The organism is Acidovorax sp. 210-6, assembly GCF_010020825.1.
Classification (GTDB): domain Bacteria; phylum Pseudomonadota; class Gammaproteobacteria; order Burkholderiales; family Burkholderiaceae_C; genus Simplicispira; species Simplicispira sedimenti.
Map to the genome: position 1 here is coordinate 223202 of NZ_JAACJE010000001.1, position 12938 is coordinate 236139.

The window sequence follows — 12938 nt, forward strand, 5'->3', positions numbered from 1 at the left end:
GCAGTCAAGCGCCGGGCAACGCACTGCGCGCCTTGTCCACCCAGGCCTGTAGGTGGTCCAGCAGGTCCTTGTGGCTGAAGGAGCAGCTCTCCTCGGTGAACAGCGCGCTGGCTTCCAGCCGGTCGATCAGGTTCAGCAGCACTTCGCCATAGCGGGGCGGCAGGGCGGCCAGCAGGGCTTGCTGGGCACGCGCCGTATCGCCCAGGGCGGCGGCGCTCAGGCTGCCTTGGCCGTGGGCCGCCAGGGCGGATTGCAGGGTGGCGAGCTGGGTGGCGGGGTGGTCGGTCATGTCGGGTCTCCTGGCGGGATTACAGCCTGGGCCGCCGTCTTGTGTGCAACTGCGGCAAAATCCCCCCATGAACGCGCTCAACGTGGCTGAAACCACGCACACCCTCGGTTTACAGGCAAAAACGGCCTCCGCGCTGATGGCCAAAGCGCCAGCAGCTATCAAAAACAAAGCGCTGCGGGCGCTGGCACGCCTGCTGCGCGAGCAGACCGCGGCGCTGCAGGTGGACAACGCGCACGACCTGGAGCGCGCCCGCGCCGCCGGTTTGGCCGAGCCCATGGTGGACCGACTCAAGCTGACCCCCCAGGTGCTGGAGACCTGCGCCCAGGGCTGCGAGCAGCTCGCCGCCATGCCCGACGTGATTGGCGAGATTCTCGGCATGAAGCAGCAGCCCAGCGGCATCCGCGTGGGCCAGATGCGTGTGCCGATCGGCGTGTTCGGCATGATCTTCGAGAGCCGACCGAACGTGACCATCGAGGCCGCCAGCCTGTCCATCAAGAGCGGCAATGCCTGCATCCTGCGCGGCGGCTCCGAGGCCATAGCCTCCAACAAGGCGCTGGCGCGGCTGGTGCAGCAGGCGCTGGAAGAGGCCGGTCTGCCCCAGGACGCCGTGCAACTGGTGCAAACCACCGACCGCGCCGCCGTGGGCCACCTCATCGCCATGCCCGAGTTTGTGGACGTGATCATCCCGCGCGGCGGCAAGGGCCTGATCGAGCGCATCAGCCGCGAGGCCAAGGTGCCCGTCATCAAGCACCTGGACGGCAACTGCCACACCTATGTGGACGACCCCTGCGATCTGGAACTGGCGCTCAAGGTCACCGAGAACGCCAAGACGCAGAAGTACAGCCCCTGCAACGCCACCGAAAGCCTGCTGGTGGCGCGCGGCGTGGCGGGCGCTTTCCTGCCACGCATCGGCGCGGTGTTCGCGGCCAAGGGCGTGGAAATGCGGGTGTGCCCTGAAAGCAAGGCTCTGCTGGCCGCGGTGCCGGGCGCGAAAGTGCAGGACGCCACGGAACAGGACTGGAGCGAGGAGTACCTCGCGCCCATCATCAGCGTCAAGGTGGTGGCGGGGCTGGACGAGGCCATCGCCCACATCAACCGCTATTCCAGCCACCACACCGAGGCCATCCTCACCACGAACCATGTGCACGCCCAGCGCTTCCTGCGCGAGGTGGATTCGAGCAGCGTGATGGTGAACGCCAGCACGCGCTTCGCCGACGGCTTCGAGTACGGCCTGGGCGCCGAGATCGGCATCAGCACCGACAAATTCCACGCGCGCGGCCCGGTGGGCATCGAGGGGCTCACCTCGCTCAAGTGGGTGGTGCTGGGCGAGGGCGAAGTGCGCCACTGACGGCTCGGCGCCACACACAGGCCTGCCTGCATTGACGCCGGGCAGGCCGCAGTCGATCATTCCATTGTGAAAATCATCATCATCGGCGCAGGGCGGGTGGGCGAAAGCGTGGCGGACAGCCTGGTGTCCGAGCACAACGACATCACCGTCATCGACACCAGTGCGGCACGCCTGCGCGACCTGGAATCCCGTTTTGACCTGCGTGGCGTGGTGGGCAGCGGCATCGATCCGGCGGTGCTCGCCGAAGCCGGTGCGCGGGACACCGATTTGCTCATTGCCTGTGCGGCCGAGGATGAAACCAACCTCGTGTGCTGCAAGGTGGCGCAGCGGCTGTACGGAATACCCACCCGCATCGCACGCGTGCGCACCTCCGGGTTTGTCGATCAGGACCTGCTGCTGGGCCCCGATGGCTTTGCGGTGGACCGCATCATCTGTCCCGAAGAGTCGCTCACGCGCTACATCGTGCGCCTGGTCGAATACCCCGAGGCCATGCAGGTACGCGATTTTGCCGGGGGGCGTGCCAGTCTGGTGTCGGTGCGTGCACGTGCGGGGGCTCCGCTGGTGAGCCACAGCATCGGCGAGCTGCGCCAGATTCTTCCCGGTGTGGACATGCGCCTGGTGGCCATTTACCGGCGCTTTCAGGATGAGCCCGATCGCTTCATTGCCTGCGACGGCTCCACCCGGGTGGAGCCGGGCGACGAAGTGTTCGTGCTCGCCGCCAGCGAACACATTGCCCAGGTACTGACCGCGCTGCACCGGCGCCAGGGCCAGCCCGAGAGGCCCGTGCGCCGCATCATGATTGCCGGAGGCGAGGAGGTGGGCCTGCGGCTGGCCCGCCAGCTCGCACGCGAGAAGGGGCGCTTTCACCTCAAGGTCATCGAAGAGCTGCCTGAGCGCTGCGTGGCCCTGGCGTCGGAACTGCCTTCGGAGGTGCTGGTGTTGCAGGGCGACACCACCGATGAAGACCTGCTGGCAGGCGAAAGCGTGGAAGAGACGGACCTGTTTCTGGCATTGACCGAGGACGATGAGGACAACATCATGTCCTGCCTGCTGGCCAAGCGCATGGGCGCACGCCGCGTGTTGGCGCTCATCAACCGGCGCAGCTATGCCGACCTGATGCATGGCACGCAGATCGACATTGCGCTCTCGCCCGCGCAGGCCATGCTGGGTGAGCTGCTGGCCCATGTGCGCCAGGGCGACGTGCAGGCCGTGCACAGCCTGCGCCGCGGAGTGGCCGAGGCACTCGAGATCGTGGCGCGTGGCGATCGCAAGAGCTCGCGCGTGGTGGGGCGCAAGGTGAGTGAGCTGTCCTTGCCGCCCGAGGTGCACATGGGCTTGATCGTGCGTGGTCTGCCTGTGCCTGGCGAGGAAATGACCGAGGCGGTCGAGCCGCAGGTCATCATCCCGCACAGCACCACGGTCATCGAGACCAACGACCATGTGGTGTTCTTCGTGCCGCACAAGCGGCTGGTGCGCGAGGTGGAAAAGCTCTTCCGCGTCAGCGCCATGTTCTTCTAACGCACTGCGCCGCCACCCATGCTGGATCTGCTTCCCGTTCTGCGCGTGCTGGGCATTCTGCTCATGGTGTTTGCGCTGACCATGGGGCTGCCCTTGGGTGTGTCCTGGGTGCAGGGCGATGGTGTCTGGCGCGTGTACCCTGTGTCCATGGCAGTGACCATGGGGGTGGGGCTTGCGCTGTGGGTCGGGCTGCGACGTCATCAGCGTGAGCTGCTGCCGCGCCACGGTGTGATGCTGGTCACGCTGGTATGGGTGCTGCTGCCGCTGTGCGCCGTGCTGCCGCTGATGCTGGCCTTGCACCAGGTGGGGCGTCCGGTCTCGTTCACGCATGCGTATTTCGAGGCGGTTTCGGGCTTGACCACCACCGGCTCCACCGTGCTCAGTGGGCTCGACAGCCTGCCCGTATCGGTCAACGTGTGGCGCACCTTCCTGCAGTGGGTGGGGGGCATGGGCATTCTGATCCTGGCGGTGGCGGTGCTGCCGCTGCTGGGGGTGGGCGGCAGCCAGTTGTTCCGAGCCGAGGCCGCAGGGCCGGTCAAGGACACCAAGCTGACCCCGCGCATGACGGAAACAGCCAAGGGGCTGTGGGGCGTGTATGCCTTTTTTTCAGTGGCATGCGCGCTGGCCTATTGGTGGGGAGGCATGCGCCCGCTGGATGCACTCATGCACATGTTCACTACCGTGAGCCTGGGGGGGCTGTCTTCGTACGACGCAAGTTTCGGCCACTTCCAGTCGCCGCTGCTGGAAGCCATCGCGGTGCTCTTCATGCTGGTGGCCAGCTGCAACTTTGCCCTGTATTTTGTGGCGGTGCGCAAGCGTTCCACGGCGGGTCTGTGGCGTGACCCGGAGCTGCGCGCCACCCTGGGCGTGCTGGTGGGCAGCGGCCTGTTGGTGTCGGTGCTGTTGTGGGCCAAGGGCACCTATGCCCCTCTGGATGCCTTGCGCTACGGGGTGTTCAATGTGGTGTCCGTGGCCACCACCACCGGCTATGCCACGGCTGACTACCTGGTGTGGCCGGTGTTTGCGCCCGTCAGCATGCTGCTGCTGTCGGGGGTGGCGACCAGCGCAGGGTCCACGGGGTGCGGGATCAAGATGGTGCGGGTGCTCATCCTCCTCAAACAGGCGCGGCGCGAGATGACACGCCTGGTGCACACGCGCGCCGTGCAGCCCGTGCGCTTGGGAGATACGGTGGTGGACCACACGGTGATTTTCTCGGTCCTGGCTTTCATGCTGGTGTACGGGGGCACCGTGATTGGTCTGAGCATGGTGCTGCTGTTGACCGACCTGGACCCTGTCACCGCCTTTACGGCCGTGCTGGCCAGCGTCCACTGCACGGGGCCAGGCCTGGGGGCCGTGGGGCCGTCCTCCAACTTTGCGGTGTTGACCGACTTTCAGGTCTGGGTCTGTACGTTGGCCATGCTGCTGGGGCGTTTGGAGTTTCTCAGCGTGATGGCGCTACTGGCTCCTTCGTTCTGGCGGCGCTGAGGCAGCAGTCATCGCAGCGCCCAGGGCTGCCATGCGACGCCCCTACAATGGGCCGCACCCGACCCAAACGCACAGCCATGGTTCCGCACCTCATCACGGCCCTCACGGGGCCCATCAACGAGCTTGAACAGCGCATCATCGATTCCATGCCCGCCACGGAGCGATGGTTCCGGCTGGAATGGATGGAGCACACGCCACCGTTCTATACCTCGGTGGATATCCGCAACGCGGGCTTCAAGCTGGCGCCGGTGGATACCAACCTGTTCCCCGGTGGCTGGAACAACCTCACGCCCGAGATGCTGCCGTTGGCGGTGCAGGCGGCCATGGCGGCGATTGAAAAGATCTGCCCCGAGGCGCGCAACCTGCTGATCATTCCCGAGAACCACACGCGCAACAGCTATTACCTGAGCAACCTGGTGCAGTTGCAGCGCATCTTCAACATGGCGGGCCTGAACGTGCGCATCGGCTCGGTCAGCCCCGAGATCAAGAAGGACACCGTGGTGGAACTGCCCACGGGCGAAACCATCACGCTGGAGCCCGTGGTGCGCACGCGCAGGCGCCTGGGACTCAAGAATTTTGACCCCTGCACCATCCTGCTGAACAACGACCTGTCGGCGGGGGCGCCTGGCATCCTTGAAGACATCCATGAGCAGTACCTGCTGCCGCCGCTGCACGCAGGCTGGACGGTGCGGCGCAAGAGCCAGCACTTCCGCAACTACGAAGAAGTGGCCAAGCGCTTTGGCAAGCTGCTGGGCATTGACCCCTGGCTGATCAATCCGCTGTACGGCAAATGTGCCGGGGTGGACTTTGCGGCCGAGACGGGCCTGGAGGAGTTGCAGACGCAGGTGGATGCGCTGCTGACCAAGGTACGCCGCAAGTACAAGGAATACGGCATCCACGAGAAGCCCTTTGCCGTGGTCAAGGCCGACAACGGCACCTATGGCATGGGCGTCATGACCGTGCACGACGCCAAGGAACTGCAGGCGCTCAACCGCCGCACGCGCAACAAGATGGCGGTGGTCAAGGATGGGCAACCCGTGCACGATCTCATCATCCAGGAGGGCGTGCTCACGCAGGAGCGCATGAACGACGCCGTGGCCGAGCCCGTGGTGTACATGATGGACCGCTACGTGGTAGGCGGTTTTTACCGCATCCATGCCGAGCGGGGCGTGGACGAAAACCTCAACGCGCCCGGCGCGGGCTTTGTGCCCCTGGCCTTTGCGCATGGCGCACAGTTGCCCCAGTTGGGCGCACGCCCTGGCGCGAGCGCGCCCAACCGCTTCTACATGTATGGCGTGATCGCACGCCTGGCCATGTTGGCGGCCAGCTATGAGCTGGAAGCCACCAATCCGGACGCCGAAACCTACGACTGATCGGTCGATATTCGCTGTCGTTGCTGCATTGCAACAAGTTGTGTGATTTTTCTGCGGGCGGGCTTTCGGGCCTCTGCGCGCAGGCGCAGAATTCGCCTTCCCAAGACCACAGAACTCGTGTGGCGGGCCATGGCCCACCGCGCGGTGCATTGCAGTGAGCACCACCAAGTCCTCCACGGCTGCGTTGACGCTGGCAGCCATCGGCGTCGTCTATGGCGATATCGGCACGAGCGTGTTGTATGCCGTGAAAGAGGTTTTTGGCTCCGGTCACGTTCCCTTCACCCAGGCCAACGTGTACGGCATCCTGTCCATCCTTTTTTGGACGCTGACGGTCATTGTCTCGCTCAAGTACGTGGTGCTGGTGCTGCGCGCCGACAACCATGGCGAGGGTGGTCTGGTGGCCATGCTGGCACTGGCGTCCCAGTCGGTGAAAGACCGGCCCCAGTTGCGCGCAGGTCTGCTCGCGGCGGGAATTTTCGGCACCTCGCTGTTCTATGGCGACGGCGTCATCACGCCGGCGATTTCGGTGCTGTCGGCGGTGGAGGGGCTGGAGGTGGTGTCGCCGCACTTCAAGCGGTTTGTGCTTCCACTGACCTTGCTGGTCTTGTTCTGCCTGTTTGTCGTGCAGAAACGGGGCACGGCCGGTATCGGCCGTTTTTTTGGCCCCATCACGCTGGTGTGGATGCTCTCGATTGCCCTGCTGGGGGTCGCGCAGATCGTGCACCACCCGGAGATTCTGGCCGCGCTCAGCCCGCACTACGCCCTGGGCTTTCTGTGGACCCAGCCGGGCACCAGCTTCATCATCCTGGGGGCCGTGGTGCTGTGCGTGACGGGCGCCGAAGCGCTGTACGCAGACCTGGGACATTTCGGCAAGCGGCCCATCCGTATCGCGTGGTTCACGGTGGTCATGCCTGCGCTGGTGCTCAATTATTTTGGCCAGGGGGCGCTGCTGCTGGCTGAACCCGAGGCGGTCAAGAATCCCTTCTTCATGATGGCCCCGGACTGGGCCTTGCTGCCGCTGGTGGGCCTGGCCACCCTGGCCACGGTGATCGCCTCACAGGCGCTCATCACCGGGGCGTTCAGTGTCACCAAGCAGGTCATCCAGCTCGGCTATCTGCCGCGCCTGAACATCCTGCACACCAGCGTGCATGACAAGGGCCAGATCTACATTCCGTTCGTCAACTGGGGGCTGTTCGTGGCCATTGTGCTGGCGGTGGGTATGTTCCGCTCCTCGAGCAATCTGGCGGCAGCCTACGGCATTGCGGTCACGCTGGACATGCTCATCACCACGGTGCTGACTTTCTTTGTGTTGCGTTACGGCTGGCGCTATCCCCTGGTGTTGTGCGTGGCGTCCACAGGCTGCTTTTTTGTCATTGACCTGGCCTTCTTCAGCTCCAATCTGCTCAAGCTGTTCCAGGGGGGATGGTTTCCGCTGCTCATCGGTGGTGCGGTGTTCACGCTGATGATGACCTGGAAGCGGGGGCGCCAGTTGCTCAACGACAAGCTGCTTTCCGATGCCATCGATTTGCGCTCTTTTTTGGATGCAGTGTTTGTGAGCCCCCCCACCCGGGTGGAGGGTACGGCGGTGTTTCTCAGTGCCGAACAGGGAGTGGTGCCCAATGCACTGCTGCACAACCTCAAGCACAACAAGGTGCTGCATGCGCAGAACCTGTTCGTCACCGTGTGCAACCACGAGGAGCCTTGGGTGGGCCTGGACCGCCGTCTGCAGATCGAGGCCTTGGGGCACGACTGCTGGCAGGTCACCATCCACTACGGCTTCAAGAACGATCCGGACGTGCCGCGCGCGTTGCAGTTGTTGCGTGGGCATGGTTGTGCCGTCGAGCCCATGACGACCAGCTACTTTCTTTCGCGCGATACGGTCATCCCCTCGTTTGGTGGCGGCATGGCGCCTTGGCGCGAGAAGCTGTTTGCCCAGATGCACCGCAACGCCAGTGCGGCGGCAGACTTCTTGCATCTGCCCAACAATGCGGTGGTGGAGTTGGGCTCCAAGATCGAGCTGTGATTGGTTGGGTGCACAGAGGGGGTAATGCTCGGAAAATAAATTTGGCCAAATTGGCCTTTTGCGCCCGTCAATAAAGCGCAATCAGCTATGAAAACAGTAGCGACCTTGCAAAGCCTGTGCACGGAGCCTGGCAATGCCAGAATCGGCACATGCAGTTTTTCAAAGACCTGAGCCTTTCTGCCGTGACGGCAGGCTTCGTGGCCGTGCTGGTGGGCTTCACCAGTTCCGTCGCCCTCGTCTTCCAGGCAGCGCAGGCCTTTCAGGCCACGCCAGCGCAGATCACTTCATGGATGTGGGCGCTCGGGCTGGGCATGGGCCTGTGTACCTTGCTGCCATCGCTGTGGCTGCGCAAGCCGGTCATGGTCGCCTGGTCCACGCCGGGCGCGGCGGTGCTGGCCACGGCCGGGCTGGCGGGCGGATTCAGCATGGCCGAGGCGGTGGGTGCCTTCATGGTCTGCGCGGCGCTGATCACGGTGGCGGGAGCCACGCGCTGGTTCGAGCGTGCCATGAGCCGCATTCCCATGGAAATCGCCTCGGCGCTGCTGGCCGGAGTGCTGGCGCGTTTTGGGCTGCAGGCCTTTGCGGCAGCCCAGACGGCCTTGACGTTGGTGTTGCTGATGCTGGGGTGCTACCTGGTGGCGCGCCGCTTTGCACCGCGCTATGCCGTGGTGCTGACGTTGGCGGCGGCCATTGTGTATGCGGCCCTGGGTGGGCAGATGGAATGGTCGGTGGTCTCTTTTGAACTGGCCATGCCGCAATGGGTGGCGCCCCAGTTCAGTTGGAGTGCCATCGTCAGCCTGGCGCTGCCGTTGTTTGTGGTAACCATGGCGTCACAGAACCTGCCCGGTGTGGCGGTCATGCGTGCCACGGGGTACCAGATGCCAGTCTCCGCGCTGGTCACCATGACGGGGCTGGCCACCCTGGTGTTGGCACCGTTTGGCGCGTTTGCGCTCAACTTCAGTGCCATCACGGCCGCCATCTGCATGGGGCCGGAGGCCCACGAAGACCCGAACCGCCGCTACACCGCCGCCGCGTCCTGTGGTGCGTTCTATATTGCCATCGGCATCTTTGGTGCGGTGGTCACAGGCTTGCTCACGGCTTTCCCCAAGGAATTGGTGGTGGCCATCGCCGGTTTGGCGCTGCTGGGCACCATTGGCAATGGTCTGGCGACCGCCTTGCGCGACGAACCCCACCGCGAAGCGGCGCTGATCACTTTCCTGGTCACGCTCAGTGGCGTGGTGATTGGCGGAGTGGGCTCGGCGTTCTGGGGCGTGGTGGCCGGCAGTGTGGCGCTGTTTGTGCAACAGTACGCCAGACGAAACGCGCCGCGCAAGCACTGAGCGCGATGGCCTGCACATCGGTGCAGGCGCCTATTCATATTGGACATCCACCATGCAACTGTTGTTCATCGCCGATCCGCTGGAATCCTTCAAGACCTACAAGGACACCACCTTTGCCATGATGCGCGAGGCCCAGCGCCGTGGCCACACCATCAGCGCCTGCGTGCCGCAGGACATCATGTGGCAGCGGGGTGCGCCGGTGCAGGCCCATGTGCTGGACATTGAACTCACCGGCGACGCCAATGATTGGTTCCGTGTGCGCCGGCAGCGCGCGGCGCCGCTGGCGGACTTCGGTGCAGTGCTCATGCGCAAGGACCCGCCCTTTGACAGCGAATATTTCTACGCCACCCACCTGCTGGAGCAGGCGGAACGCGACGGCGCGCGGGTCTTCAACAAGCCGCGCGCCCTGCGTGACCACCCGGAAAAGCTGGCGATCATGGAGTTTCCGCAGTTCATCGGCCCCACGCTGGTGACGCGCGACGCGCGCGACATCCAGCGCTTTCACGCCGAGCACCGCGACATCATCCTCAAACCGCTCGATGGCATGGGTGGCATGGGCATCTTCCGTGTGGGGCCGGACGGGCTCAACCTGGGCAGCATCACAGAGACCCTCAACCGCGGAGGCGCCCAAAGTCTTATGGTGCAGAAGTTTCTGCCCGAAATCGCCCTGGGTGACAAAAGGGTGCTCATCATTGGTGGCCAACCGGTGCCTTACTGCCTTGCACGCATACCGCAGGGCTCTGAAGTACGCGGCAACCTTGCTGCAGGTGGCAAAGGAGTGGCACAGGCGCTGTCCGAGCGCGACTGGGAAATCGCCAAGGCGCTCGGTCCCATTTTGAGCCAACGCGGTCTGTTGCTGGCCGGGGTGGACGTGATTGGGGATTGCGTCACCGAGATCAACGTCACCAGCCCCACCTGTTTCCAGGAAATCCAGCAGCAAACCGGATTCGATGTGGCGGCCATGTTTGTCGATGCGCTGGAGGCCAGCTGCACGAAAACGCGTTAATGTCGGTCCGCAAGGGAAAACCCGTATTGGCTGTGATACACTAGCGGGCTTCGCTGCTTGGAGCTGACGGTTTTGTCGGATTTGGGTGGTGGGGCAAAAAAGTTCCTTGTGACTTGAAAGTTGGTTAAAAACCGATGTACAATGCAAGGCTTCGCTGAACAGAAGGTTGCTGCTTGCGGTGGTTCTGGTTGGTGGGGGTGCTGAAGAGACGAAAGACCTTCAGTGTTGACGGGAAATAAAAAATCCTGTTATAATTTGAGGCTCTGCTGATCGCAGCGGGGTTTGCAAAGAGAGAGATACTTTTTGCGGTGTACGTTAAAAACATACAGCCGATAAGCGTGGGCGTTTGAGGCGAGTGACCAAGTTCGAAAGAACAAAAGTCGCAAGACTGAAACGCTCATGGAAATAGAAGTGAAGTTCACTTCAATTCCGTTTTTATGAGTAATAGCCGAAAGGCTTTAAATTTTAAGATCGAACTGAAGAGTTTGATCCTGGCTCAGATTGAACGCTGGCGGCATGCCTTACACATGCAAGTCGAACGGTAACAGGTCTTCGGATGCTGACGAGTGGCGAACGGGTGAGTAATACATCGGAACGTGCCCGATCGTGGGGGATAACGCAGCGAAAGCTGTGCTAATACCGCATACGATCTACGGATGAAAGCGGGGGATCGCAAGACCTCGCGCGGACGGAGCGGCCGATGGCAGATTAGGTAGTTGGTGGGATAAAAGCTTACCAAGCCGACGATCTGTAGCTGGTCTGAGAGGACGACCAGCCACACTGGGACTGAGACACGGCCCAGACTCCTACGGGAGGCAGCAGTGGGGAATTTTGGACAATGGGCGCAAGCCTGATCCAGCCATGCCGCGTGCAGGATGAAGGCCTTCGGGTTGTAAACTGCTTTTGTACGGAACGAAAAAGCTCTCTCTAATACAGGGGGTGAATGACGGTACCGTAAGAATAAGCACCGGCTAACTACGTGCCAGCAGCCGCGGTAATACGTAGGGTGCAAGCGTTAATCGGAATTACTGGGCGTAAAGCGTGCGCAGGCGGTTATGTAAGACAGAGGTGAAATCCCCGGGCTCAACCTGGGAACTGCCTTTGTGACTGCATAGCTGGAGTGCGGCAGAGGGGGATGGAATTCCGCGTGTAGCAGTGAAATGCGTAGATATGCGGAGGAACACCGATGGCGAAGGCAATCCCCTGGGCCTGCACTGACGCTCATGCACGAAAGCGTGGGGAGCAAACAGGATTAGATACCCTGGTAGTCCACGCCCTAAACGATGTCAACTGGTTGTTGGGTCTTCACTGACTCAGTAACGAAGCTAACGCGTGAAGTTGACCGCCTGGGGAGTACGGCCGCAAGGTTAAAACTCAAAGGAATTGACGGGGACCCGCACAAGCGGTGGATGATGTGGTTTAATTCGATGCAACGCGAAAAACCTTACCCACCTTTGACATGTACGGAATCCTTTAGAGATAGAGGAGTGCTCGAAAGAGAGCCGTAACACAGGTGCTGCATGGCTGTCGTCAGCTCGTGTCGTGAGATGTTGGGTTAAGTCCCGCAACGAGCGCAACCCTTGCCATTAGTTGCTACGAAAGGGCACTCTAATGGGACTGCCGGTGACAAACCGGAGGAAGGTGGGGATGACGTCAAGTCCTCATGGCCCTTATAGGTGGGGCTACACACGTCATACAATGGCTGGTACAAAGGGTTGCCAACCCGCGAGGGGGAGCCAATCCCACAAAGCCAGTCGTAGTCCGGATCGCAGTCTGCAACTCGACTGCGTGAAGTCGGAATCGCTAGTAATCGTGGATCAGAATGTCACGGTGAATACGTTCCCGGGTCTTGTACACACCGCCCGTCACACCATGGGAGCGGGTTCTGCCAGAAGTAGGTAGCCTAACCGTAAGGAGGGCGCTTACCACGGCAGGGTTCGTGACTGGGGTGAAGTCGTAACAAGGTAGCCGTATCGGAAGGTGCGGCTGGATCACCTCCTTTCTGGAAAACTGTCACACAAATTGAACGCCCACACTTATCGGTTGTTGGAAGAAGTCGCTGCGAAGGCGGGAAACTGCCCTGAGGCGGTGGCCGGCTTGGGTCTGTAGCTCAGTTGGTTAGAGCACCGTCTTGATAAGGCGGGGGTCGTTGGTTCGAGACCAACCAGACCCACCAAGTGCGGTGCCATGCGAAGCGACACGACAATGCGATTCCTGGGGGATTAGCTCAGCTGGGAGAGCACCTGCTTTGCAAGCAGGGGGTCGTCGGTTCGATCCCGTCATCCTCCACCAACCCAAAAAAATGCTTCAACACCAAAGCGGCTTTGCAAAAGGCTGCTTTGTTGTTGATCGAGATAGAGCGATCAAACGGCTGTTCTTTAAAAATTCATAGAGTCGAATCAGCGTTGCCGGCGGAAAGCAGGAAACTGCACCGTGCCGCCGGTGACAAAAATTTGATTGCGTCAAAACGAACGAACTTTGTTTGTTCAAGTAATGACGAATAGTTCTCCAGGTAGAAATACCGAAGAAAGATTCACATTACGGCATAACGCGCGA

8 protein-coding genes, 2 tRNA genes and 1 rRNA gene are annotated in these 12938 nt (G+C 62.1%); 10 read left to right on the forward strand and 1 reads right to left on the reverse strand.

Translation table 11 applies throughout. From position 1 onward, the window contains the following. Positions 1-4: 4 nt before the first annotated feature. A complete protein-coding gene (locus GWK50_RS01040) occupies positions 5-289 on the reverse strand; it encodes a hypothetical protein (RefSeq protein WP_162014885.1) in 285 nt (94 codons plus the stop codon). Positions 290-356: 67 nt separating this feature from the next. Between GWK50_RS01040 and GWK50_RS01045 the strand changes: the two genes are divergently transcribed. The 10 genes from GWK50_RS01045 (at position 357) to GWK50_RS01090 (ending at position 12674) form a co-directional block, all read left to right on the forward strand. Further along, positions 357-1637 carry a glutamate-5-semialdehyde dehydrogenase gene (locus GWK50_RS01045; RefSeq protein WP_162014886.1) on the forward strand — a complete coding sequence of 427 codons (1281 nt, stop codon included), beginning with the start codon at positions 357-359 and terminating at the stop codon, positions 1635-1637. 66 nt (positions 1638-1703) lie between these two features. Further along, a complete protein-coding gene (trkA, locus tag GWK50_RS01050; protein WP_162014887.1) occupies positions 1704-3155 on the forward strand; it encodes a Trk system potassium transporter TrkA in 1452 nt (483 codons plus the stop codon). 18 nt (positions 3156-3173) lie between these two features. Next, positions 3174-4640, forward strand: a complete 1467-nt coding sequence (locus GWK50_RS01055) for a potassium transporter TrkG (RefSeq protein WP_162014888.1) — start codon at positions 3174-3176, stop codon at positions 4638-4640. Positions 4641-4717: 77 nt separating this feature from the next. After that, entirely contained in the window at positions 4718-6013 is a 1296-nt protein-coding gene (gene gshA, locus GWK50_RS01060; RefSeq protein ID WP_162014889.1) for a glutamate--cysteine ligase, read from the forward strand. Between the two features lie 154 nt (positions 6014-6167). Then, positions 6168-8036 (forward strand): potassium transporter Kup, encoded by a 1869-nt coding sequence (locus GWK50_RS01065; RefSeq protein ID WP_162014890.1) that lies wholly within the window; start codon positions 6168-6170, stop codon positions 8034-8036. A gap of 149 nt (positions 8037-8185) precedes the next feature. Beyond that, positions 8186-9376, forward strand: a complete 1191-nt coding sequence (locus tag GWK50_RS01070; protein WP_162014891.1) for a benzoate/H(+) symporter BenE family transporter — start codon at positions 8186-8188, stop codon at positions 9374-9376. A 52-nt stretch (positions 9377-9428) separates the two neighbouring features. Continuing rightward, complete coding sequence (gene gshB / locus GWK50_RS01075; RefSeq protein ID WP_162014892.1) at positions 9429-10382, forward strand: glutathione synthase; 954 nt, start codon at positions 9429-9431, stop codon at positions 10380-10382. 473 nt (positions 10383-10855) lie between these two features. Continuing rightward, positions 10856-12384: ribosomal RNA gene (locus GWK50_RS01080) — 16S ribosomal RNA — on the forward strand. Between the two features lie 97 nt (positions 12385-12481). Continuing rightward, a tRNA-Ile gene (locus GWK50_RS01085) sits at positions 12482-12558 on the forward strand. Positions 12559-12598: 40 nt separating this feature from the next. After that, a tRNA-Ala gene (locus GWK50_RS01090) sits at positions 12599-12674 on the forward strand. The last annotated feature ends 264 nt before the right edge of the window (positions 12675-12938 follow it).